We start from the raw sequence: 21,473 nt of genomic DNA on the forward strand, positions 1-21,473 counted from the left end.
TGCGTACCTGCCGACCAATCGGCGCGCCGCACGACCGAACCAACACGGAACACCGTGAGTTTCTGATCGATGCGCGCACCTTTGGGCGCGCTCTGCGTGGGAGTGAATCATGTCAGCGGCCTCTAACGCCTTGTCGTCCATCGACAGCGCACAGCAGCAAGCCTTCGAAATCCTGCCGTTCAGTGGTGCCGTCGGCGCCGAGATCATCGGCCTGGACCTGACCCGACCGGTCAGCAGCGAAGACTTCACCCGGATCCACCGGGCCCATCTCGATCACCACGTGCTGGTGTTTCGCGACCAGCGCATTACCCCCGAACAACAAATCGCCTTCAGCCGCCGCTTCGGCGTGCTGCAGATCCACGTGCTCAAGCAGTTCTTGCTCAGCGGCCACCCGGAAATCCTGATCGTCTCCAACATCGTCGAAAACGGGCAGAACATCGGCCTGGGCGATGCCGGCAAGTTCTGGCACTCGGACCTGTCGTACAAGGAACTGCCAAGCCTGGGTTCGATGTTGCACGCCCAGGAGCTGCCCAGCGAAGGCGGCGACACCTTGTTCGCCGACATGCACAAGGCCTGGGACGGCCTGCCCGAGGCCCTGCGCAAAGCCGTCGAAGGCCGCAGCGCCGCGCATTCCTACACTGCCCGCTACAGCGAAACCAAATTCGAAGGCAACTGGCGCCCGGCCCTGACCGCCGAGCAGTTGGCCCAGGTCCAGGAAGTGATCCATCCGGTGGTACGCACCCACCCGGAAAACGGCCGCAAGGCGCTGTTCGTCAGCGAAGGCTTCACCACCCGCATCGTCGGCCTGCCTGAAGACGAAAGCCGGCAGCTCCTCGCCGAGCTCTACGCCCACAGCGTGCTTGAGCAGAACATCTACCGCCACCAATGGCAGCCCCATGACCTGGTGTTCTGGGACAACCGCTCGTTGATCCACCTGGCCAGCGGCTGCCCCGCGCACCTGCGCCGCAAGCTGTACCGCACCACCATCCAGGGCGATGCCCCGTTCTGATTACTCGAGGAGTACAGCATGCGCAAATCAATCAGCCGCCTGGCGGCCAGTATCGGCCTGGGTGCCAGCCTGCTCGCCGGCAGTCTGGTAGCACCGGCCACGGCCCAGGCCGAAGGGGAAATCCGCATTGCCGAACAGTTCGGCATTGTTTACCTGCTGCTCAACGTGGTGCGCGATCAGAACCTGATCGAGAAGCACGGCAAGGCGCAGGGCATCGACATCAAGGTCGACTGGACGCAGCTGTCTGGCGGCGCCGCGATCAACGACGCCTTGCTCTCTGGCTCGGTGGACATCGCCGGTGCCGGAGTCGGCCCGCTGCTGACCATCTGGGACCGCACCCAGGGCCGACAGAACGTCAAGGCCGTGGCCTCGCTGGGCAACTTCCCCTACTACCTGGTCAGCAGCAACCCCAAGGTGAAGACCATCGCTGACTTCAGCGAGAAAGACCGCATTGCCCTGCCGGCGGTGGGTGTCTCGGTGCAGTCGCGCTTCCTGCAGTACGCCGCCGCCAAGCAATGGGGCGACAAGGAGTACAACCGCCTCGACAAATACACCCTGGCCGTCCCCCATCCCGATGCCACGGCGGCCCTGCTGGCTGGCGGCACCGAGCTGAACGCGCACTTCTCCAACCCGCCGTTCCAGGACCAGGTGCTGGCCAACAAGGACGTGCACGTGGTGCTCAACACCTACGACCTGCTCGGGCCGAACTCGCCGACCGTGCTGTTCGCCACCGAAAAATTCCGCAACGACAACCCCAAGACCTATAAGGCCTTCGTCGATGCCCTGGCCGAAGCCGCCGAGTTTGCCCAGAACGACAAGGCCGCCGCAGCCGACACCTACATCCGCGTGACCAAGGCCAAGATCGATCGCGAGGCGTTGCTGAAGATCATCGACAACCCGCAGTACGAATTCAGCGTGACGCCGAAGAACACCTATCCGCTGGCCGAGTTCCTCTACCGCGTGGGCGCGATCAAGCACAAACCCGAATCCTGGAAAGACTATTTCTTCCAGGACGAGAAACCGTTGCAAGGGAGCTGAGCCGGATGAACACCCCATTGCAAGGCCACACGGTCAGCAAATTGAGCAGCGTCGCCACGCCGCCGCTGCTGCAGGTGGATAACGTAAGCCTGGAGTACCGCACTGCGCAGCGCGTGGTGCGGGCCACCCACCAGGTCAGTTTCGAAGTGGACAAGGCCGACCGCTTTGTCCTGCTCGGGCCCTCGGGCTGCGGCAAGTCGACCCTGCTCAAGGCGGTGGCCGGTTTCATCGAGCCCAGGGAAGGGCAGATCCGCCTGCAGGGCCAGGCCGTGCATGGCCCGGGCCCGGATCGCATCGTGGTGTTCCAGGAGTTCGACCAGCTGCCGCCATGGAAAACCGTCAAGCACAACGTGATGTTCCCGCTGCTGGCCTCGGGCACGCTCAAGCGCAGGGAGGCTGAAGAACGCGCCTTGCACTACCTGGAAAAAGTCGGCCTGGCCGGCTTTGCCGATGCCTATCCGCATACCCTGTCGGGCGGCATGAAAGCCCGCGTGGCGATTGCCCGGGCGCTGGCCATGCAGCCGAAGATCCTGCTGATGGACGAACCCTTCGCCGCCCTCGACGCCCTGACCCGGCGCAAGATGCAGGAAGAGTTGCTGCTGCTCTGGGAAGAGGTGCGTTTCACTCTGTTGTTCGTCACCCATTCGATCGAAGAAGCGCTGGTGGTGGGCAACCGCATCCTCTTGCTGTCGCCCCATCCGGGCCGGGTGCGCGCCGAAATCCACAGCCACCAGTACGACCTGCAGAGCCTTGGCGCCAGCGACTTCCAGGCGTCGGCGCGGCGCATCCACCGTTTGCTGTTCGACGACGATGCCCAGGCCGAGCACGACCCGGCATTGGGTTTCGCCGACATTCGCATTGCCTACTGACCGGGAGTTTTGCCATGACCACAACTGTTACACCGCGTCAGGAATACGAAATCGTCCTCGAGCCGCTGCTCAGTATCCCCGTTGAACGCGAACTGCCGCTGGGCCAGCGCCTCTGGCAACAGGGCTGGCTGCGCAAGGGCCTGATCCTGATCCTCCTGGCCGTGGCCTGGGAAGCCATCGCCCGCTACCAGGACAATGACCTGCTGCTGCCCAGCTTCGTGCAAACCGCAGCAGCCCTGTATGACGGCCTGCTCAGCGGCGAGTTGCCGGCCAAGGTCGGCGTGTCGCTGGTGGTACTGCTCAAGGGTTATCTGCTGGGGATCGTCCTGGCCTTCGGCCTGACCAGCCTGGCAGTGTCGACCCAGTTCGGCCGCGACCTGCTCAGCACCCTGACCTCGATGTTCAACCCGCTACCGGCGATCGCTTTGCTACCGCTGGCGCTGCTCTGGTTCGGCCTGGGCGACAACAGCCTGATCTTCGTGCTGGTGCATTCGGTGCTCTGGGCCCTGGCGCTGAATACCTACGCGGGTTTCCTCGGGGTCTCCGAGACCCTGCGCATGGCCGGGCGCAACTATGGCCTGCGCGGCTTGCGCCTGGTGGTGCATATCCTGATTCCGGCGGCGCTGCCGTCGATCCTCTCGGGCCTGAAGATCGGCTGGGCCTTTGCCTGGCGCACGCTGATCGCCGCCGAGCTGGTGTTCGGCGCCACCAGCGGCAAGGGCGGGCTGGGCTGGTACATCTTCCAGAACCGCAACGAGCTGTACACCGACAAGGTGTTCGCTGGGCTTGCGGTGGTGATCCTGATCGGCCTGCTGGTCGAAAGCCTGGTGTTCAACACCCTGGAGCGTGTCACCGTGCGCCGCTGGGGCATGCAGCGCTGAAAGGCTCAGGCCGATTGATATTGCGCCGCGGCATTGTTGAGGGTTTCGGCAATCTGTCGGCGCAGGCTCAGGGGCTGTTCGACGATCAGCCCGTCACCCTGGCTCAGTAGCCACCAGCGCAGCTGCCAGCTGTTGCTGACGGTGGCCTGCAGGCGGTGGCCAGCTTCCAGCGGAGTCAGGTGCATGTCGGCCGACAGTGGCGTCTCGCGCACCAGGCGGGCCAGGTTGTCGCTGATCCAGGCCTGCAGTTCGATCTTGTCGGTATCGCCGAACTGCAGGGCATCGCTGCGCAGGTACGCCTGCAGATCGAAGGCGCGCAGGCCCTCGGTGGGGCTGTCGAGGATGCGCAGCTTGCGAAAGCGATGCACGGCGAACTGGCGAATGTCGGTATAGGGCACGGCAGTGGCAATCAGGTAACTGACCTGGCCGCGCTGGATCAACGCCAGCGGGTTGAGGGTCAGCTCGCTGAGCTTGTCGTTATGTGCCGAGTAGTACTGGCAGTGCAGCTGGTATTCCTCGAGCAGCGCGTGTTGCACGGTCTCGAGGATGCTGTCGGGCACTTCCGGGGCCTGCATGTTCATGTCCGGGCGCACGCTGGCGACCTTGTCCAGCCAGCGCGCCACCTTGTTCGCCCCCGACAGGTGTTCGAGCTTCTGCCGGGCATGGCTGAAGCGCGGGTCCAGCACCTTGAGCATGCTCCCCGGCAACAGCGGGCGTACCGCTTCTTCCACCAGCGCCAGGCTCAGGGCCTCGCTGACACTGATACCGCGCAATTCGATGCAGGCGTTGGCCGCCCAGTGCCAGCCGTACGGGATGCTCTTGTCGTTACGCTCCAGCGGGAAGATCAGCGACAGCTCGTTGAGGTCGCGCTCGATGCTGCGCTTGCTGATGGAAAAACCTGCGTCCTGCAGGCGACCGACCAACTCGGCACTGGTAATCCCCGGTGAGCGGCTGGGCAACTGGCGCAGCAACTCCCATTGGCGGCTGAGGGTGGCACGTGTCGTGGCAGAGGGCAAAAGGTGGCGTCCTTGTCTAGGCTTGCGGTTGTAGCATGGCGCCAGCGCAGTGATATGGCAATTAGCCATTTATGTATCCAGATCAAGGATGAAGCAGTTGAGTGCCCTAACTGAATCGTTCGCGACAGGTTTTGTCGTGACCGTGCGCAGAATCACGCCTCATCACTCCCGCTGTTGGATCTGTGGGTAGTTCAATGAGGACGAACATGTCAGCTGCCAGCAACATTTACCCACTGCTTGAGCGCCTGTTGCCCGAGCGGATCATCCCTGCGCCCGGCCGGCCCGGCCGCCTGCAGCGGTTGTACGCCGGGGTCGGCATGCCCAGCCAGCGGGCAGCGCTGGGCGAAAGTTTCAGTCTGATCAGCCGCCTGGATGAGGCCAGCGACCTGCAGGCGGAGTACGAAGACCTGCGCGCCCAGGCCCTGGAAGGCAACGTGGGTGCGCTCAACGATCTGGGCTGGATCTGGCTCAATGGCAAGTACTGGCGCGCCGACCCGCCCCTGGCCGGGCACCTGCTGCGCATGGCGGCCCTGCAGGGCAGTGCCGCGGCCTGGTTCAACCTTGGCCAGCAGCATTACTTCGGCAAAGGCGTCGAGGTGGCCTATGCCAGCGCGGCGGAGTATTACCAGCAGGCTTTCGAGCGTGGCCTGGAACACGCCGCCGCAGCGCTGGGCGATCTCTACGAGGAAGAAATCTGCGACAGCGATACCCAGGAATGGCAGGTCGATCTGCAGCAGGCCTATCACTGGTTCCTGCGCGGCGCCCAGCGCGGTGAAGCGCGCTGCCGCTTCGAGGTCGGCTACCGGCTGCTGCATGGGCTGTCGGTCAACGTCGATAGCAAAGCTGCTGTGTACTGGCTGGAGCTGGCCGCCGTGGCCGGGGTGATGCAGGCCGCCGAAGAGCTGGCACTGCACTTTAGCGAGACCAACAACGCCCTGCGCTACCTGTTCTGGCGCGAGCAGGCGATCAGCCTGGGCAGCAAGCTGGCGCTGAACATGAAGCTGGACGATCAGTTGCAACCGTGAACACGACGTCTGTCAGCCACTATTGACGGCAGGGGCGGTGATCGAAGAATATTGATAGTTAGCAAACTATTAATATAGCCACGAACCTCCCCTCATGACCCTCGACGCACTGCAACTCAACATCAGCAGCGGTATGGTGGTGGCCGGCCGGCACTGGCGGCGCATCTGCCAGGCGACCCTGGCCGGCTACGGCATTTCCGAAGCCTGCGCGGTGCCACTGCTGATGATCGTGCGGCTGGGCGATGGCGTGCATCAGGTCGCCGTAGCGCAAGCGGCAGGGCTCGAAAGCCCGTCACTGGTGCGCCTGCTCGACCAGCTGTGCAATGCCGGCTTCGTCTGCCGCACTGAAGATCCGGTCGACCGTCGAGCCAAGGCCCTGAGCCTGACCGCCAGCGGCCGGGTGCTGGCTGAAGCCATCGAAGGCGAACTGGTGCGCCTGCGCCGCGAAGTGCTCCAGGGCATCGACGAAGCTGACTTGCTGGCCACCCTGCGCGTACTGCGCGCCTTCGAAGAGGCCGCCCAGCGCACCCCGGGCGTGCCGGCGTGAGCGGATTTTTCAGCTCAATGCCGCCCGCGCGCGACTGGTTCTACGGTGTGCGCACCTTCGCCGCATCGATGATTGCCCTGTACATTGCCCTGCTCATGCAGCTGCCACGGCCTTACTGGGCCATGGCCACGGTGTATATCGTCTCCAGCCCGTTCGTCGGGCCGACCAGTTCCAAGGCTCTGTACCGTGCCATGGGCACCTTGCTCGGCGCTGCCGGGGCGGTGTTTTTGGTGCCGCTGCTGGTGCAGACGCCGGTGTTGCTGACGGTCGCCGTGGCCTTGTGGACCGGCACCTTGCTGTTCCTCTCGCTGCACCTGCGCACCGCCAACAGCTATGCGTTGATGCTTGCTGGCTACACCTTGCCGATGATTGCCCTGCCGGTGGTCGACGACCCGCTGGCGGTGTTCGATATCGCCTCTTCGCGGGCCCAGGAAATCTGCCTGGGCATTGTCTGTGCGGCGGTGGTCGGGGCGATCTTCTGGCCGCGGCGCCTGACCCCGGTGCTGGTTGGCGCCACCGGCAACTGGTTCAACGAGGCGATCCGTTACAGCGATACCTTTCTGGCCCGCGAAGCCAGCGCCGATAAGGTCGGCGGCTTGCGCGCCTCGATGGTCACCACCTTCAACTCGCTGGAGCTGATGATTGGCCAGCTGTCCCATGAAGGCGCCCGCCCGCAAACGGTGAAGAACGCCCGCGAGCTGCGCGGGCGGATGATCCACCTGCTGCCGGTGATCGATGCCCTCGACGACGCCTTGCTCGCCCTTGAAGGCCGCGCCCCGGCCCAGACCGAACAATTGCAGCCGTTGCTGACTGCGGCCCGCGCCTGGCTGCAAGGCACCGCGCAGGCCCCCTCGGCGGCGCGCTGGTCAGCGTTGCGTGCACAAATCGAACACCTGCAACCGAGTGCCGCGGCCCTTGATGAACGCGCCTCTCTGCTGCTGTCCAACGCACTCTATCGCCTGGCCGAGTGGGTCGACCTGTGGCAGGACTGCTGCAGCCTGCAGCACGCCATCCGCAACGAAGACCTGTCGCCCTGGCGCGCGGTCTATCGGCACTGGCGCCTGGGCCGGCTGACGCCGTTTTTTGATCGTGGGCTGATGCTGTACTCGGTGTTCTCCACCGTCAGCGCAATCATCGTCGCCACCACGCTGTGGATCTTGCTTGGCTGGGGCGACGGTGGCAGCGCGGTGATTCTCGCTGCCGTGGCCTGCAGCTTCTTTGCCGCCATGGACGACCCGGCGCCGCAGATCTACCGGTTTTTCTTCTGGACTTCGCTGTCGGTGCTGTTCGCCAGCCTTTACCTGTTCCTGGTGCTGCCCAACCTGCACGACTTCCCGATGCTGGTGCTGGCCTTCGCCGTGCCGTGCATCTGCGTCGGCACCCTGACCGTGCAGCCGCGCTTCTACCTGGGCACCTTGCTGACCATCGTCAACACCGCCTCCTTCATCAGCATCCAGGGCGCCTACGACGCCAACTTCCTGACCTTTATCAACGCCAACCTGGCCGGGCCGGTGGGCTTGCTGTTCGCCTTCGTCTGGACCCTGGTGGTGCGCCCGTTCGGCGTCGAGCTGGCGGCCAAGCGCCTGACCCGCTTCAGCTGGCACGACATCGTCGGCATGACCCAGCCGGCCACGCTGGCCGAGCACCGCCACCTGGGTGTGCAGATGCTCGACCGGCTGATGCAACAACTGCCGCGCCTGACCCAGACAGGCCAGGACACTGGCACTGCCCTGCGTGACCTGCGCGTGGGCCTGAACCTGCTCGACCTGCTGGCCTACATGCCCCGGGTCGGCGCGCATCCGCGCCAGTTGCTGGAGCGGGTGGTGGAAGAGGTGGGTGAACACTTCCAGGCCTGTCTGGATGCCCGCCGTCGCCTGCATGCTCCCGAGGTGCTGTTGCAGAGCATGGAGCGCGCCCGCCGTGCCCTGAACCTCAACGACCTGGCCGATTGCGCCGAAGCCCGCGTGCACCTGCTGCACGCCCTGAGCGGCTTGCGCCTGGCACTGTTGCCGGGGGTCGAGGTGGTGCTGGAGCCGTCCGGCGATCAGTCACAACTGCCCTACGGCATCGATGGAGCGCCGCTGTGATCGGAGATCTGGATATCAGCGGGGTGTTCCTGCCCACGCTGCTGGTGATGATGGTCCTCACCTATTTGCTGTTTCTCGGTGTGCACGCGCTGCTCAACCGCGTGCACTTCTACCGCCTGGTCTGGCACCGGGCGCTGTTCAACGTTGCGCTTTACGCCGTGCTGCTCGGCACGGTCGATCACTTTTGCCGAAACCTGATGCTGCCATGAAAAAACCCTTGTTGACCCTGGGCCGCGTGGTCCTGACCCTGCTGGTAGTGACGCTGGCGACCGTACTGGTCTGGCAGATGGTCATGTACTACATGTTCGCGCCCTGGACCCGGGACGGGCACATTCGCGCCGATGTGATCCAGATTGCCCCGGATGTCTCCGGCTTGATTCAGCAGGTCGAAGTGCGTGACAACCAGGTGGTCAAACGCGGCGACGTGCTGTTCACCATCGACCAGGACCGCTTCCACCTGGCCCTGCGCCAGGCCCAGGCGACCCTGGCCGAGCGCAAGGAAACCCTGGCCCAGGCCCAGCGTGAAGCCCGGCGTAACCGTGGCCTGGGCAACCTGGTGGCGCAGGAGCAACTGGAAGAGAGCCAGTCGCGCCAGGCCCGTGCCGAGTCGGCGCTGGCCGAAGCCCAGGTGGCGGTGGATGCCGCGCAACTGAACCTCGACCGCTCGGTGGTGCGCAGCCCGGTCGATGGCTACCTCAACGACCGCGCGCCGCGTGCCCATGAGTTCGTCAGCGCCGGGCGGCCAGTGCTGTCGGTGGTCGACAGCGACTCCTACCATGTCGATGGCTACTTCGAAGAAACCAAGCTGGCCGGCATTCACATCGGCCAGGCTGTGGATATCCGTGTGCTCGGCGACAACACACGCCTGAGTGGGCGAGTGCAGAGCATCGCCGCCGGTATCGAGGACCGCGACCGCAGCAGCGGCGCCAACCTGCTGCCCAACGTCAACCCGGCGTTCAGCTGGGTGCGGCTGGCCCAGCGAATTCCGGTGCGCATCGCCTTCGATGAAGTACCCGCGGACTTTCGCATGATCGCCGGGCGTACCGCGACGGTGTCGATCGTTGAGGGCAACGGGCAATGAAACGGCTGTCGCTGCTCGGCCTGAGCCTGCTGCTGTCGGCCTGCCAGATGGTTGGGCCGGATTACCAAGTGCCCAAGGACGCCGCTATCCAGCGCGCCGACCTGCAGGGCGAGCTGCGCCAGGACGCCGACAGCGTGGTCTCGGCACCGGTGCCCAAAGACTGGTGGCACCTGTATCAGGACGAACGTCTCAATCAACTGGTGCGCCAGGCCCTGGCGGCCAACAGCGAATTGCGCGTGGCGGCGGCGAACATCGCCAAGGCCCGAGCCCAGGTCGAAGAAGCCGAAGCCCAGGGTGGCTTCAATGGCGGCGTCAAGCTGGGCGCCCAGCGTTTGCAGGAGTCCGGTGAAGCCTTCCTGCAGCCGGAGAAAGTGCCGGTAGCCAATATTGGCGAGGCGATTATCAGCGCGTCCTACCAGTTTGACCTGTGGGGCACCCTCAAGCGTGGCGTCGAGGCCGCCCAGGCCAATGCCGACGCGACCCAGGCCGCCGCCGATACGGCACGCATTACCCTGGTGGCGGACGTGGTGCGCGCCTATACCCAGGTGTGCGCGGCCAACGAGGAATACCACATCGCCCATGAGTCCCTGGACCTGCAGGAACAAAGCGTGACCCTGACCCAGCGCCTGCGTGACGCTGGCCGAGGTGACGAAACCCAGGTGACCCGTTCGCAGACCCAGTTCAAATCGTTGCGCGCCGAACTGCCGCGTTATCAAGCTGCACGTGAAGCGGGCCTGTATACCTTGTCGATGCTGCTGGCCAAGCCGGTCAATCAATTGCCGGCGGGTACTGGCGATTGCGCCGAGCTGCCGCATATCGCCCAGGTACTGCCGGTGGGTGATGGCGCGGCGCTGCTCAAGCGCCGCCCGGATATCCGCCAGGCCGAACGCAGCCTGGCGGCGGCCACGGCGACCATTGGCGTGGCCACCGGGCAGTTGTATCCGGACATCAGCATCGGTGCTCAGGTGGGCACCATCGGTATCCTCGAGAACCTGGGCAAACCTGCGACCAATCGCTGGGGCTTCGGCCCACTGCTGACCTGGAATGTACCGACCAATGGCTCGCGGGCGCGTATTCGTGAAGCAGAGGCTTCGACCCAGGCAGCGTTGGCGCATTTTGACGGCGTGGTGCTCAACGCCATTCGTGAAACCCAGACCAGCCTTGCGCAGTACAGCGCATTGCTGGAGCGGCGTGATGCCTTGGCTGATGCCGAGCGCTCTGCGCAATTGGCGGCGGATCAGACCCATCGCTTTTACCAGGCCGGGCGCGAGTCGTTCCTCGCTGACCTGCAGGCGACCCGTACCTATACCGACATGCGTGCGCAACTGGCGGCGGCCAATACCCAGGTGGCGATGGGGCAGATTGGCTTGTTCCTGGCGTTGGGTGGCGGTTGGTGAGAGCGGCAAGGCCAGCTCCCACAGGTGCTGTGTAAACAGAGCCCTTGTGGGAGCCAGCCTTACTTATCCACAAGCCCCTTGAGCATCTCGATCGGCAACGGAAACACGATGGTCGACGACTTGTCGCCGGCAATGCTGCCCAAGGTCTGCATGTACCGCAGTTGCATCGCCCCCGATTGGCGGCCGAGCATTTCCGCTGCCTGCATCAGTTTCTCCGACGCCTGCAGCTCACCTTCGGCATGGATTACCTTGGCCCGCCGCTCCCGTTCAGCCTCGGCCTGACGGGCAATGGCGCGGATCATCGACTCATTGAGGTCGACATGCTTGATCTCGACGTTGGCCACCTTGATGCCCCAGGCATCGGTTTGCGCGTCCAGCACCTGGCGAATATCCAGGTTCAGCCGCTCACGCTCGGCCAGCAGTTCATCCAGTTCATGCTTGCCCAGCACCGCACGTAAAGTGGTCTGCGCCAGTTGGCTGGTGGCCATGAGAAAGTCCTCGACCTGGATGATCGCCTTCTGCGGGTCGAGCACGCGAAAGTACAGCACCGCGTTGACCTTGACCGAGACGTTGTCGCGGGTGATCACATCCTGTGGCGGCACATCCAGCACCACGGTGCGCAGGTCGACCCGGACCATCTGCTGAATCCCCGGAATCAGCAATACCAGTCCCGGCCCCTTGACCCGCCAGAAGCGCCCGAGCTGGAACACCACGCCGCGCTCGTACTCACGCAGGATGCGAAACGCCGACAGCAACAGCACTGCCAGCAGCGCCAGCAAGGCGCCAAAACCCAGTTCGAAAAACATTTCAGTCTCCTTGCTCCGGCGCTTGTGCCTCGGCGCTGACGTCCAGTAGTACGCCCTTGCGTGTAATCACCCGGACGCGTTGCCCCACCTGCAATGGCGTCTGGCACTGGGCTTGCCACTGTTCACCCTGCACCTGCACCGAACCGATGAACGGATCACTGTCATTGACCGCCATCACCGTTGCCAGGCTGCCCACCAGCCCGGCATCACCGCTGACCAGCGCGCGCTTGCGCGCCTTCATGGCCATGCCCAGCACGCCGCCGAGCAGCAGCGCCGAGAGCAGGGCGAGGGTCAGGATCAACGCCAGGGGGATGCCGAAGCCGGGCACGTCGGTGTCCATCAGGATCACCGCGCCGACCACGAAGGCGACGATGCCGCCAAAGCCGACCACACCGAAACTGGGCAAGAACGCCTCGGCAATCATGAAGGCGATGCCGAGCATGATCAGCGCCGCCCCGGCGTAGCTCACCGGCAGCAGCTGCAGGGCATACAGGGCGACCAGCAGGCAGATGCCGCCGATCACCCCGCCAACCCCGGAGCCTGGGCTCATGAACTCGAACATCAGCCCGTAGATGCCGATCATGATCAGGATCAGCGCCACGCTGGGGTTGGTGATCACCGCCAGCAGGCGCGTGCGCCAGTCCGGCTCGCGTTCGATGATGGCCGCGTTGGCGGTGTGCAGCTGTACCGGCTGGCCGGCGGCTTCGAGGCTGGTGCCGTCGAGCTGGCGGAGCAGATCGGGCAGGTCGTTGGCGATGCGATCGATGACCTTCAGGCGCAAGGCGTCATTGGCCGGCAGGCTGACCGATTCGCGTACCGCCTGTTCCGCCCAATCGGCGTTGCGTCCACGCAGTTGCGCCAGGCCGCGAATGTAGGCAGCGGCGTCGTTGATCTGCTTGCGGGTCAGGGTGTCCTGTTCACTGTTCGGTGCCTGTTTATCGCCGGTGGGCGCAGCGGGCGGAGCGGCCGGGTCCTTGGGCGTGCCCGGCAGGCCGCCGATCTGCACCGGCGTGGCCGCGCCGAGGTTGGTGCCCGGGGCCATCACGGCGATATGGCTGGCGTAGAGGATATAGGTACCGGCGCTGGCCGCCCGGGCGCCACCGGGGGCGACGAAAGTGGCTACCGGCACGGGGCTGGCGAGAATCGCCTTGATGATTGCGCGCATCGAGCTGTCGAGCCCGCCGGGGGTATCGAGGCGGATCACCACCAATTGCGCCTGCTGCGCCTTGGCCTGCTCCAGGCCGCGCACCAGATAGTCGGCACTGGCCGGGCCGATAGCGTTATCGATACTCAAAACCAGCACCGGATTACCGGGCGCTGCCACGCCGCTCGTCAGCGCGCCGAGCATCAATAAAAGCAGCAGGTGCCGACACCAGCGAGCGATCACCTGAATTCACCCGGGCTGTGCGTGTCCAATAAGTTTAGTCGGCTGCTTGAGGCAGCACGGCCTAAACTTCAGAAGTGGGGGGGCTATATCCGGAGGTGCATCATGCGAATGGCAAAAACCCTGCAGCAATGCCTGGACAAGGCCGGCTGCGATTACGACATTGTTCCTCACCCGCACTCATCCACCAGCCTTGAGTCGGCGCGTACCGCGGGTGTACCGGCCGAGCGGGTGGCCAAGTCGGTCATGCTCGACGACCGCCACGGCAACTACCTGATGGCCGTGCTACCGGCCAACCGTCACCTGGACATGAGCAAGGTGCGCGCCACCGGCGCATGGCAAATGACCCATGAAAGCGGCCTGCCACACCTGTTCGGCGACTGCGAACGCGGCGCCATTCCGGCGCTGGGTGACGCTTACTCGATCAAGATGGTGCTCGATCCGACCCTGACCCGTCAGGGCGATATCTATGTCGAGGCTGGTGATCACGATCACCTGATCCACATGAACATGACGCAGTACCTGAAACTGGTGCCAAACGCCGAAGTGCGCGAGGTTTGCTGATGATCAACCCACTGCCAGGCTGGCGTCGTGGATGCCCGGCCTGGCTCTAAGGAGTGCCCCATGGAAGCACCAAACCACAAGTTTTCCGAATTGTTCAAGCAACTGGGATTACCTGACGATCCGAAGGGGATTGATCAATTCATAACCAGCCATTCGCCGCTAAAAAGCGATATCAAGCTGGTCGATGCGCCGTTCTGGACCTCAAGCCAGCGAGCGTTTCTGAAAGACAGTATCGACGAAGATGCCGACTGGGCGGTGATGTTCGACCAGCTCAACGAGGCGCTGCGGCGTCCGAGAAAATAAACGCTGAGCGGCACATCTACCGGCGAACGGCGTTGCTATGCTCAGGAAAAAACAACAAGGGGATAGCGCTAATGAAAGATCCCTATGCCGCCGGTTTCTGGTGTGCCGTGACCGCCCTGGGCCTGCTGACCGTCGGTTATTTCTATGGAATCAAACAGACCCACCACCTGGGTCAGGCCCTGGTGTTTCTCTACGCCGCCGGAGGCGTGATCGGGGCGCTGGCCCTGACCGCGCTGGCCTGGATTGCCTGGCAGCAATTGCGGGTGAGTAAACGGCAGCTGGCTCAGGGCCGAACACTGGTGGCCATCTGGAACACCAAGGTTGCCTTGCGCCGGGTCGAGACGGTCTTTGACCGCTACTTCTGGGGCAGCTATTGGCAACCCGGGCGCACTTTTCAGGAGGTGATGGGCGAACTTGAAGGCACGCCCCTGGAGCAGAGCCTGGAAGCCCTCAAGCGCCAATGCCGCGAGCTGGACCGCGAAACCCACGACCACCGCCGCCACTGGCTGGACAACGCCCGTGAGCTGTCCACCGTGGCCACCGCCATGGCCCGCGAGCGTTATCAACTGGATTTGTGCGACTCGCAGCAAAGCAGCGGTCGCGGCGCCGCCGTACTCAATCGTGACCTGGAAGTGCTGGTGTACACCTGGTCGGCGCGCCTGCGCAGCTTCGACCACCAGCTCGACGAGCTGGAGGGCGAATACCGCTGACCTGGCGTCGACTCAGTCGCCGCGAATGTACTGTTCCAGCTGCAGGATCATGTTGGCCTGCTCGGCGATGGCCTCCTTGACCAGGTCGCCGATCGACAGCAGGCCGAGCAGCTCGCCGTTCTCGACCACCGGCAGGTGGCGCAGGTGACTGTTGGTCATCATGTTCATGCAGTACTCGACGTTCTGGTGCGGGTCGACGGTGATCACCGGCGCACTCATGATCGCGCTCACCGGTGTGCCCACTGAACTGCGCCCCTTGAGCACCATCTTGCGCGCATAGTCGCGCTCACTGACGATTCCCACCACGCGCCCGTCCTGCACCACTGGCAGGGCACCGACGTTCTTCTCGGCCATCAATTTCAGTGCATCGAGCACCATATGGTCGGGGCCGATGGTGTGAACCGAGTGGTGTTGCTGGGCTTTTGTCTTTAGAAGCTGTGCCACGGTTTTCATAGAGGCCTCTGCGATGCTGGGAGTGGGTGACGGCAGATAGCTACAGAATCGTGTACAGATGGCCGCAGGGCAAGGGAGAAAGCGGCATCGATGTGATTGAAAAACGTCATGGGCGCAAAAACGCAAAAGCGGCCAATGATGGCCGCTTTGCTTGGAGACTCGATCAATCCGTGATCAAGCGATACCTTTCGGGTTCGGGCCGAAACGGTTCGGGCCTGGCTGGCTGTCCTGGCACAGGAAGATCAGGTTGACGATCGGGAGCAGCAGCCACCAGCCGCTACGGTCGGTGTCGTGCATGCGTCGAACGCCGACGGCGATACCCGGGATCAGCAGCGCCAGGCTGTACAGGTTGGAGAGGATCGCACCGGTACCGGCCACGCCTTCGATAAAGCCCAGCACCATGGCTACCAGGATGTTGACCAGGAAGAACATCCAGTATTCCTTGCGGCGCGCACGGCCGGAGAACACGGCGTATTTCTTCAATACTTCAAAGTACCAGATGCCAGTCGGCGCAGGTGCGGCGGCCACAGGTGCTGCAGTGGCTGCAGCGGCTTGCGGTGCACCACAGGCCGGGCAAGTCACGGCGCTGTTGTGGATTTCCTTGGCGCAGCCACGGCAAAAAACCATACTCATTTGTTGTCCCTTACATTAATTAACTGATAGTCCGATATACACAAACAGTGAAATGCCCGACAAAGCCGCGCCGGCAATTGCCATGTTGCTTCCCGGTTTTTTGTTGACGATGCTGAGCGTGCCCAGGACCAGCCCGGTCAGCGCAAACAGGCCTAATCCCAGCAGGGTGTCACGGTCCCAATCGGAGTCGTCGAACAGCGAAAGCCCGCAGAGGATGCCGAGGATCAGCGAGGTGATGCCCATCCAGGGCGAGGGCTGGCTGGCAGGTTGCGAGGTGGCGGGGAGATACTGAGGGGCGCCGCACTGTGGGCAGCTGGGTGCCGTTTCATGGATTTCCTTGGCACAACCGCGGCAAAAAACCATTGCCATGACAATTCCTTTTGATCGTTTCTGCTTACGTGTGTGCAGCAGAAGTCGGCGGGGAGTTTACCAAATATTTCATGGATGGCGTAACAGTGGCAGCGCCCTGCTGAACCCCAAAGGATTTAACAGGGCGCAATACGTCAGCTCTTCTGCACGATCACCTGGCTGTTCAGGTCATTGAGCATGGCGTCCAGGGTTGGCTTCATCTTCTCGAAGTCCTTGACGCTGCACACCGCTTTTGGATTGTGGAAGTCCAGGCGGCGCTTGATCACCAGGCTGTTGCCCTGCTGGGCATACTCGGCACTGTAGTCGAAGTGCTTGTCCTTGAGGGTCACAGGCTTTGGCGCGGCGATGATCTTGACGTCGGCCGGGAACTCGAAGCGCGCCTGCTCTTCGGTGATCCCGGAGATGCAGGTGAAGTCCTGGGTGCGCTGCTTTTCAGCGATAAAGCCGAAGACGTTCTGGGCGATGCCGCCAGCCAGGCTGGTCAGGGTCGGCACGCCGATCGGGCCAGGCAGGTTGACCAGGTTTTCGCTGCGACCGTTGATGTGCATCTCGAAGGCGCCGCTGGTTTCCAGGTCGTCGCTGCTGATCTTGCCGCTACCACGCTGGCCGTAGGCGGCGAGGATGCGCTGGGTCAGCAGGTCGCGCTCGGCCGGTTGCATGTTGCGCATCATCCAGCGGTTCATCTCGGCGGCCCAGCCGTCGATCTTCGAGGCATGAATGAAGTCGGCGGCGCCGCTGCTGGCCACGGTGTAGGTGGTGCTGTTGTGCACCAGGCCGGGCTGGGTGGCCGGCGTGCGGCCGAGCTTGCCGGAGCGGGTCAGCACGGTTGGCTTGTCCAGCACCGGGGCTGGCAGGTAGCCGCTGGCGATGGCTTCGGCGGTGGAGTCCAGGTACAAGTCCAGGCTCGGAATATAGGTGACCACGTGGTTGATCACCCCCAGGGTCGGCACCTTGGGCAGGGCGTAGGCGTTGCCGAGGTTGATCAGCGCCGGGGTGCTTTCAATGTTGACTGCGGCCAGCAGCGCTTCGAGCAGGGCAACGTGGTCCTTGCAGTCGCCGTAGCGATTGCTCAGCACGGTATCGGCAGCATGCGGCACCACGCCGCCGGCACCGATGTACACCGCCACGTAGCGGATGTTGCGGCGCACCCAGTCCCCCAGGGCCAGGGCCTTGTCGCGCGGGTCGTCGATCTTGGCCGTGAGCTTTTCGGCCAGTTCACGGATGGCTGGCGTTACCTCGCTGTTGGCCCGCGCCGCGTAGGCTTTGGCGAACTCACTGTAGTCGGCGAAGGTGGACACGGCCAGGTACTTGCCGTAGTCCGAGTAGGCTACTGCGCCCAGTTCTGTACGGGCGTTGTCACCCTGCACGTAATCCCACTGGTAGACCTTGCGCCCAGGCTCGGCCTTGGGGCTGGAAGCCTTGAAACCCTTGGCCTCGGCGTTGAGCTTGAGGCTCTTCGGCAGGTCGTAGATCAGGGTGAACTGCTGGGTCGGGTGGAATTGTGGCATCGCCAGGTCTTCGAACTGGCCAGGGAACAGCGGGGTCTTGCGCTGTTTCTTGAAGCTCAGCACCAGGCGATCGCCCACGGCCACTTCCGGGAAGATCACCACCTTGACCAGGCTGTCGTGGAACATCGGCGCCTGGGCCGACTGCGGCTCCTGCTGCTCCTTGATCTGCTCGGGGCTGACCAGCACTTTGCGGCCATCCGGCTTCTGGGTGTAGGCCTGGGTAACTTCAAGGCTTTCCAGGGTGCGGTTGTAATACAGCGACTGCTGAGCCTTGGCCTGGATCGCGCGTTCTTCGTTGATCAGCAGGACCAGGTCCTGGGTGGAGGCGTAGCTGCCGTCTTCGGCGACCACGGTGCGTAGAATGTCCTTTTCGATGGTGACGGAGGGGTCGGTACCGTCGTCCTTGGCCTGTGCCATGTTCAAGGCGAACAGACAGCACAGCATCCCGACCAACCGGGCCGGGGTCAAAGCGAACCGCTTCATAAAGATCCTTCTTGCTGGTGTATTCCAGGGGCCTGATTCGATAAATGCGAATCAGTTAATGGCATTTTGCCTTATAAGTAGCCCTTGCTGCTGCGACAATTTTCTCACCACAGGTTTTTCCTGCGTTTTATGTCTCTATCGATTCAAGGACTCAGCATGTTTACCAGGCGGCACTCCGTCATGACCCTCCTGTTGCTTGGCGCCGGTAGCGCCTGTGCCGACAGCGTCGAACTGGCGCCGCTGGAAGTGACTTCGACGCGGGTCAATTCCGCCTGGCTGCAAACCCCGGCATCCGTTAGCGCCGTGGACATCGCCGAAAAGCCCGGCGAGCAACTGCTGACCCTTGATGCCCTGCTTTCTGCAGTGCCCGGCACTGTGTCGCAAAGCCGCTACAACATGGCCCAGGGCATGCGCCTGTCAATTCGTGGCTTTGGCGCGCGTTCGAGTTTCGGCATGCGCGGCATTCGCGTGCTGGTCGATGGCGTGCCGCTGACCATGCCCGATGGCCAGACCGAAATGGACGGCGTTGATCTGGGCCTGGTGGAGCGCGTCGAAGTGATCCGCGGCTCGGCCTCGACGCTTTACGGCAACGGTGCTGGCGGCGTGCTGGCGATCCAGACCCGCGAGCCGTCGCTGACACCGCAGTCGTCCATCGATGTCAGCGGCGGTGAGTACGGTTACCAGCGCCTGCGCGCCGAAACCAGCGGTACTACCGGCAACCTTGGCGGCCTGCTGGCGCTCAATGTCACCAACCTCGACGGCTATCGCCAGCACTCCACCTCCGAGGCGCGCAACCTCACCGGCAAGCTGCGCTGGCAGGGCGATGCCGGGCAACTGGGGGTCACCTTCCAGGCGCTGGACAACCGCTCCGAAGACCCCGGCGCCCTGACCCTCGCCGAAGTACACGCCAAGCGTGACCAGGCCCGCGCCCAGAGCCTGCTGTACAACGCCGACGAAGACATCACCCAGCAGCGCCTGGCGCTGAACTGGACCGCTGACCTGAGCGAAGACGACAGCTACCAGGTGCGCAGCTGGCTGGGGCGGCGCGAGTTTGGCAACCGCCTGCCTTACGCCAACGGTGGGCAAACCTCTTACACCCGGCTGTTCGCCGGAGTAGGCGGGCAGTACACGCACAAGGCCAACTGGTTCGGCCTGGATCAACAAGTCACCGCCGGTGTCGATCTTGAACAGCAACGCGACGACCGTGAACGCCACAACAACCAGATCGGTGGCGGTACCGGTGCGCTGACCCTGCGCCAGCAGGAGAAGGCCGGCAGCGTTGGCCTGTACCTGCAAGACAGCATCGAACTGAGCGAGCGTTGGCAGCTGACCCTGGGCGGGCGTTACGACAGCATGCGCCTGGCGGTGGACGATCGCTTCGAGCGCGACGGCGACGACTCCGGCTCGCGCACCCTCGACGACTGGAACTACAGCGCTGGCTTGAGCTATCGCCTGAGCGAGCATTACCTGGTCTATGCCCGTGTCGCTACCTCATTCGAAACGCCAACGGTCAATGAACTGGCCAACCCGGCGGGCGGCGGATTCAACCCGGGCCTGCAACCGGCGAAGGCGCTCAATCGTGAGCTGGGGATCAAAGGCGAATGGAGCGACTTGCGCGCCGAGGCGGTGCTTTACAGCATCGCGCTTGAAGATGAGCTGGTGCCCTATGTCGACGGCGGCCAGACCTTCTACCGTAACGCTGGCAAGTCGCGCCGCGACGGTGTCGAGTTGAGCGCCGACTACCAGGTGCTGGAACACTGGCGGTTGTCCATGGCCTACAGCTTCAACAACTACCGCTACACCGACTTCAACGGCTTTGACGACAATCGCCTGCCGGGCATTCCTCGTCAGACTTTGTTCTGCGAAGTGGCCTACGAGCGTGATGGTTTCTATGCGCGCTTGAACATGAATGCCTACGGCCCGCAGTACGCCGACAACGCCAACAGCGCGCGGGTTGCCGGGGTGGCGTTGCTCAACCTGCGGGTGGGCAAGCAGTTCGACCTGGGCGGCCAGACGTTGGAGCCGTATCTGGGGGTGGATAACCTCAGTGACCGTCATTACTACGACAATTTGCGTATCAATGACGGCGCCGGGCGTTACTACGAGCCGGGCCCGGGGCGCACCCTATATGCCGGGGCGCGCCTGAGTTTCTAACCCGGTAGGAGCGGCGGTGCGACGATTCTGCCACTTCGCCTCGCGGGGCAAGTCGTACCGCCGCTCCCACAATGCCAGTGGTCAGCGGCTATTCACCCACCCGCTCCTCAATCCCATCCAGCAAGGCATCCACCAACCCTTTGGCCATCTCTACCGAATGCAGGGTCGACCACAAGAAGCCCTTGTGGGCCGGATCAATATCGTCGAACGCTTTGTAGCCAGTGTCGTAAGCGCAGCCTAAGTAGAGAGAGGCATGCACCAGCGCATCATGGGCGGCGACACCGGAGCAAACAGCGAACAGCGCAGAGTGCCCGGCTTGGCAATTGCCGAAGACGGAGTGGGCGGTGGTGGCGGTTTTATCGAGTGGTGGATCTGGGACGATTTTTTTCATGTCAGGTTCTTCCGGGTGAAGCTGACACTGTCATCCGTTACCACACGAATGGGTGGCAGCTGTACGCGGGGTGGTAAACCGGGGAGAACCCTAAACCCGGCAGGCTCGAAAGCCTCCCGCGCACAGCCGCCATAGGCTGTGTAGGGTTCACGACACCGGGTTACCACACCCGATCACCGAGTTTTCGGTGACGGGCAGGAGCCTAGAGGCATGAGTTCCCAGGGACAATCAGACGGGCATCGACAGACCGCGTAGGGTATTTCTTAGGACGACACATTTCGAGACTTCGAAACATAATCTGACATAGACGCGCGCTGGTAGGAGCGGCGGTGCGGCGACCCGACTTGCCCCGCGATTGCGGTCTGCCTGCCGTATCGCATCGCGGGACAAGCCCGCTCCCACACAGGGAGTACTGGCCCGGAAAACAAAAAAGGCCCAGGTATTCACCTGAGCCTTCATCGATATGGCGCACTCGGCGGGATTCGAACCCACGACCCCTGCCTTCGGAGGGCAGTACTCTATCCAGCTGAGCTACGAGTGCAACGCGGGCGCCATGATACCCATCTAGGCTGGCGGCGTCCATCGTCAGAATGACTGTGGTCGATTTCGCACATTCAAGGGGCTATAAGTGACGTTGATCCGAAAAAATCAGCCGCACAGCGCTTTTTGTTCTTTTTTTCGAACACCCTATTGTCCTTTCTCCTCGTTGATCCTAGGATTCGTTTGAGATTTCAAACGCTCTCCTTTTTCTACAATCAATAATTC

General features: G+C 63.2%; 22 protein-coding genes and 1 tRNA gene. 14 read left to right on the forward strand and 9 right to left on the reverse strand.

Annotated elements, in window-relative coordinates; translation table 11 throughout:
* Window positions 1–109 precede the first annotated feature (109 nt).
* The 4 genes from LOY45_RS00680 to LOY45_RS00695 are packed head-to-tail and all read left to right on the forward strand — an operon-like array spanning window position 110 to window position 3,797.
* Window positions 110–1,009 (forward strand): TauD/TfdA dioxygenase family protein, encoded by a 900-nt coding sequence (locus LOY45_RS00680; RefSeq protein WP_115089492.1) that lies wholly within the window; start codon window positions 110–112, stop codon window positions 1,007–1,009.
* Window positions 1,010–1,027: 18 nt separating this feature from the next.
* Window positions 1,028–2,047: an ABC transporter substrate-binding protein gene (locus LOY45_RS00685; protein WP_093377476.1), complete on the forward strand. Its 1,020-nt coding sequence runs from the start codon at window positions 1,028–1,030 to the stop codon at window positions 2,045–2,047.
* A gap of 5 nt (window positions 2,048–2,052) precedes the next feature.
* Window positions 2,053–2,916, forward strand: a complete 864-nt coding sequence (locus tag LOY45_RS00690; protein WP_115089491.1) for an ABC transporter ATP-binding protein — start codon at window positions 2,053–2,055, stop codon at window positions 2,914–2,916.
* Between the two features lie 14 nt (window positions 2,917–2,930).
* On the forward strand, window positions 2,931–3,797 hold the full coding sequence (locus tag LOY45_RS00695; protein ID WP_233674162.1) for an ABC transporter permease: 867 nt from the start codon (window positions 2,931–2,933) through the stop codon (window positions 3,795–3,797).
* Between the two features lie 5 nt (window positions 3,798–3,802).
* On the opposite strand, the gene LOY45_RS00700 is transcribed toward LOY45_RS00695, so the two are convergent.
* Complete coding sequence (locus LOY45_RS00700; protein ID WP_115089489.1) at window positions 3,803–4,813, reverse strand: helix-turn-helix transcriptional regulator; 1,011 nt, start codon at window positions 4,811–4,813, stop codon at window positions 3,803–3,805.
* Between the two features lie 206 nt (window positions 4,814–5,019).
* Here LOY45_RS00700 and LOY45_RS00705 point away from each other — a divergent pair, with 206 nt between their 5' ends.
* From LOY45_RS00705 to LOY45_RS00730, 6 genes are all read left to right on the forward strand, one after another.
* Entirely contained in the window at window positions 5,020–5,838 is an 819-nt protein-coding gene (locus LOY45_RS00705; protein ID WP_258578624.1) for a tetratricopeptide repeat protein, read from the forward strand.
* Window positions 5,839–5,932: 94 nt separating this feature from the next.
* Window positions 5,933–6,385, forward strand: a complete 453-nt coding sequence (locus LOY45_RS00710) for a MarR family winged helix-turn-helix transcriptional regulator (RefSeq protein WP_115089487.1) — start codon at window positions 5,933–5,935, stop codon at window positions 6,383–6,385.
* On the forward strand, window positions 6,382–8,472 hold the full coding sequence (locus LOY45_RS00715; RefSeq protein ID WP_258578625.1) for an FUSC family protein: 2,091 nt from the start codon (window positions 6,382–6,384) through the stop codon (window positions 8,470–8,472). Before LOY45_RS00710 ends, LOY45_RS00715 begins: the two co-directional genes overlap by 4 nt.
* Window positions 8,469–8,681: a DUF1656 domain-containing protein gene (locus tag LOY45_RS00720; protein WP_038997753.1), complete on the forward strand. Its 213-nt coding sequence runs from the start codon at window positions 8,469–8,471 to the stop codon at window positions 8,679–8,681. The genes LOY45_RS00715 and LOY45_RS00720 overlap by 4 nt, the downstream gene beginning before the upstream one ends.
* Window positions 8,678–9,553: an efflux RND transporter periplasmic adaptor subunit gene (locus tag LOY45_RS00725; RefSeq protein WP_115089485.1), complete on the forward strand. Its 876-nt coding sequence runs from the start codon at window positions 8,678–8,680 to the stop codon at window positions 9,551–9,553. The genes LOY45_RS00720 and LOY45_RS00725 overlap by 4 nt, the downstream gene beginning before the upstream one ends.
* A complete protein-coding gene (locus LOY45_RS00730) occupies window positions 9,550–10,950 on the forward strand; it encodes an efflux transporter outer membrane subunit (RefSeq protein ID WP_134061158.1) in 1,401 nt (466 codons plus the stop codon). Before LOY45_RS00725 ends, LOY45_RS00730 begins: the two co-directional genes overlap by 4 nt.
* Window positions 10,951–11,009: 59 nt before the next feature.
* Here the strand turns inward: LOY45_RS00730 and LOY45_RS00735 are convergent, their stop codons facing one another.
* Together LOY45_RS00735 and LOY45_RS00740 are read right to left on the reverse strand one after the other, a co-directional pair.
* A complete protein-coding gene (locus LOY45_RS00735) occupies window positions 11,010–11,756 on the reverse strand; it encodes a slipin family protein (protein WP_038997749.1) in 747 nt (248 codons plus the stop codon).
* 1 nt (window position 11,757) lies between these two features.
* Complete coding sequence (locus LOY45_RS00740) at window positions 11,758–13,143, reverse strand: NfeD family protein (RefSeq protein ID WP_115089483.1); 1,386 nt, start codon at window positions 13,141–13,143, stop codon at window positions 11,758–11,760.
* Between the two features lie 102 nt (window positions 13,144–13,245).
* Between LOY45_RS00740 and LOY45_RS00745 the strand changes: the two genes are divergently transcribed.
* The 3 genes from LOY45_RS00745 (at window position 13,246) to LOY45_RS00755 (ending at window position 14,717) form a co-directional block, all read left to right on the forward strand.
* Window positions 13,246–13,704, forward strand: coding sequence for an aminoacyl-tRNA deacylase (locus tag LOY45_RS00745; protein WP_115089482.1), 459 nt, complete (start codon window positions 13,246–13,248; stop codon window positions 13,702–13,704).
* A gap of 60 nt (window positions 13,705–13,764) precedes the next feature.
* Entirely contained in the window at window positions 13,765–14,007 is a 243-nt protein-coding gene (locus tag LOY45_RS00750) for a DUF2789 domain-containing protein (protein ID WP_010222083.1), read from the forward strand.
* A 71-nt stretch (window positions 14,008–14,078) separates the two neighbouring features.
* Window positions 14,079–14,717, forward strand: a complete 639-nt coding sequence (locus LOY45_RS00755) for a hypothetical protein (protein ID WP_038997745.1) — start codon at window positions 14,079–14,081, stop codon at window positions 14,715–14,717.
* A 12-nt stretch (window positions 14,718–14,729) separates the two neighbouring features.
* On the opposite strand, the gene LOY45_RS00760 is transcribed toward LOY45_RS00755, so the two are convergent.
* From LOY45_RS00760 to LOY45_RS00775, 4 genes are all read right to left on the reverse strand, one after another.
* Window positions 14,730–15,170: a CBS domain-containing protein gene (locus LOY45_RS00760; protein ID WP_115089481.1), complete on the reverse strand. Its 441-nt coding sequence runs from the start codon at window positions 15,168–15,170 to the stop codon at window positions 14,730–14,732.
* A gap of 174 nt (window positions 15,171–15,344) precedes the next feature.
* The gene (locus LOY45_RS00765) at window positions 15,345–15,803 is read right to left on the reverse strand and encodes a DUF805 domain-containing protein (protein ID WP_415842486.1); all 459 of its coding nucleotides are present in this window, start codon (window positions 15,801–15,803) and stop codon (window positions 15,345–15,347) included.
* A gap of 15 nt (window positions 15,804–15,818) precedes the next feature.
* Window positions 15,819–16,172, reverse strand: a complete 354-nt coding sequence (locus LOY45_RS00770; protein ID WP_115089480.1) for a zinc ribbon domain-containing protein — start codon at window positions 16,170–16,172, stop codon at window positions 15,819–15,821.
* A 134-nt stretch (window positions 16,173–16,306) separates the two neighbouring features.
* Window positions 16,307–18,163, reverse strand: coding sequence for a DUF3857 domain-containing transglutaminase family protein (locus LOY45_RS00775; RefSeq protein ID WP_115089479.1), 1,857 nt, complete (start codon window positions 18,161–18,163; stop codon window positions 16,307–16,309).
* 180 nt (window positions 18,164–18,343) lie between these two features.
* On the opposite strand from LOY45_RS00775, the gene LOY45_RS00780 reads away from it, so the two are divergent.
* A complete protein-coding gene (locus LOY45_RS00780; protein ID WP_258578626.1) occupies window positions 18,344–20,317 on the forward strand; it encodes a TonB-dependent receptor family protein in 1,974 nt (657 codons plus the stop codon).
* A gap of 88 nt (window positions 20,318–20,405) precedes the next feature.
* Here the strand turns inward: LOY45_RS00780 and LOY45_RS00785 are convergent, their stop codons facing one another.
* Together LOY45_RS00785 and LOY45_RS00790 are read right to left on the reverse strand one after the other, a co-directional pair.
* Window positions 20,406–20,708 (reverse strand): DUF3077 domain-containing protein, encoded by a 303-nt coding sequence (locus tag LOY45_RS00785; RefSeq protein ID WP_258578627.1) that lies wholly within the window; start codon window positions 20,706–20,708, stop codon window positions 20,406–20,408.
* 464 nt (window positions 20,709–21,172) lie between these two features.
* Window positions 21,173–21,249: transfer RNA gene (locus tag LOY45_RS00790), tRNA-Arg, on the reverse strand.
* Window positions 21,250–21,473: the final 224 nt, after the last annotated feature.

Source organism: Pseudomonas wadenswilerensis, assembly GCF_024749185.1.
In the GTDB taxonomy this organism is placed as follows: Bacteria; Pseudomonadota; Gammaproteobacteria; order Pseudomonadales; family Pseudomonadaceae; genus Aquipseudomonas; species Aquipseudomonas wadenswilerensis.

Excerpts from the sequence above, each read along its gene's own strand:
- LOY45_RS00680 (WP_115089492.1), top strand. The coding sequence starts at position 110 with ATGTCAGCGGCCTCTAACGCCTTGTCGTCCATCGACAGCGCACAGCAG.
- LOY45_RS00685 (WP_093377476.1), top strand. The coding sequence starts at position 1,028 with ATGCGCAAATCAATCAGCCGCCTGGCGGCCAGTATCGGCCTGGGTGCC.
- LOY45_RS00690 (WP_115089491.1), top strand. The coding sequence starts at position 2,053 with ATGAACACCCCATTGCAAGGCCACACGGTCAGCAAATTGAGCAGCGTC.
- LOY45_RS00695 (WP_233674162.1), top strand. The coding sequence starts at position 2,931 with ATGACCACAACTGTTACACCGCGTCAGGAATACGAAATCGTCCTCGAG.
- LOY45_RS00705 (WP_258578624.1), top strand. The coding sequence starts at position 5,020 with ATGTCAGCTGCCAGCAACATTTACCCACTGCTTGAGCGCCTGTTGCCC.
- LOY45_RS00710 (WP_115089487.1), top strand. The coding sequence starts at position 5,933 with ATGACCCTCGACGCACTGCAACTCAACATCAGCAGCGGTATGGTGGTG.
- LOY45_RS00725 (WP_115089485.1), top strand. The coding sequence starts at position 8,678 with ATGAAAAAACCCTTGTTGACCCTGGGCCGCGTGGTCCTGACCCTGCTG.
- LOY45_RS00730 (WP_134061158.1), top strand. The coding sequence starts at position 9,550 with ATGAAACGGCTGTCGCTGCTCGGCCTGAGCCTGCTGCTGTCGGCCTGC.
- LOY45_RS00735 (WP_038997749.1), bottom strand. The coding sequence starts at position 11,756 with ATGTTTTTCGAACTGGGTTTTGGCGCCTTGCTGGCGCTGCTGGCAGTG.
- LOY45_RS00745 (WP_115089482.1), top strand. The coding sequence starts at position 13,246 with ATGCGAATGGCAAAAACCCTGCAGCAATGCCTGGACAAGGCCGGCTGC.
- LOY45_RS00750 (WP_010222083.1), top strand. The coding sequence starts at position 13,765 with ATGGAAGCACCAAACCACAAGTTTTCCGAATTGTTCAAGCAACTGGGA.
- LOY45_RS00755 (WP_038997745.1), top strand. The coding sequence starts at position 14,079 with ATGAAAGATCCCTATGCCGCCGGTTTCTGGTGTGCCGTGACCGCCCTG.
- LOY45_RS00760 (WP_115089481.1), bottom strand. The coding sequence starts at position 15,170 with ATGAAAACCGTGGCACAGCTTCTAAAGACAAAAGCCCAGCAACACCAC.
- LOY45_RS00765 (WP_415842486.1), bottom strand. The coding sequence starts at position 15,803 with ATGAGTATGGTTTTTTGCCGTGGCTGCGCCAAGGAAATCCACAACAGC.
- LOY45_RS00770 (WP_115089480.1), bottom strand. The coding sequence starts at position 16,172 with ATGGCAATGGTTTTTTGCCGCGGTTGTGCCAAGGAAATCCATGAAACG.
- LOY45_RS00775 (WP_115089479.1), bottom strand. The coding sequence starts at position 18,163 with ATGAAGCGGTTCGCTTTGACCCCGGCCCGGTTGGTCGGGATGCTGTGC.
- LOY45_RS00780 (WP_258578626.1), top strand. The coding sequence starts at position 18,344 with ATGACCCTCCTGTTGCTTGGCGCCGGTAGCGCCTGTGCCGACAGCGTC.
- LOY45_RS00785 (WP_258578627.1), bottom strand. The coding sequence starts at position 20,708 with ATGAAAAAAATCGTCCCAGATCCACCACTCGATAAAACCGCCACCACC.